Consider the following 296-nt stretch of genomic DNA (forward strand, 5'->3'; position numbering starts at 1 on the left):
GCCGTTTTGCATAGTTGACAAGCGAGTAAAGAGTGGTCGTTTTTCCAGAGCCGGTCGGGCCGGTAAACAGAAGCAGGCCGTGTGAATGCTTCAGAAAGGACAATAGTGCGGCGCCCGCCCCCCGAAATAAGGACAGTTTATCCAGAGGGGGAATCTGCCGCTTAGGCAAAAGCCTGATGACAAGACTTTCATCATTCATTGTCGGCAAGGTTGACATTCTCAAATGAACGGTTTCCGTCGGAAGCGGCAGAGACAATGAACCGTTTTGCGGCTTACGTCTTTCTCCTATATCCATG

The 296-nt window shown here is 50.7% G+C and carries 1 protein-coding gene; it reads right to left on the bottom strand.

What is annotated here, in order from left to right; all coding sequences use genetic code 11:
* The coding region (locus SB658_RS23060) for an ATPase, T2SS/T4P/T4SS family (RefSeq protein WP_410602588.1) at positions 1-296 on the bottom strand (296 nt) is incomplete at both ends.

Origin of the sequence: Bacillus sp. SIMBA_008 (genome assembly GCF_046535495.1) — a bacterium.
In the GTDB taxonomy this organism is placed as follows: Bacteria; Bacillota; Bacilli; order Bacillales; family Bacillaceae; genus Bacillus; species Bacillus subtilis.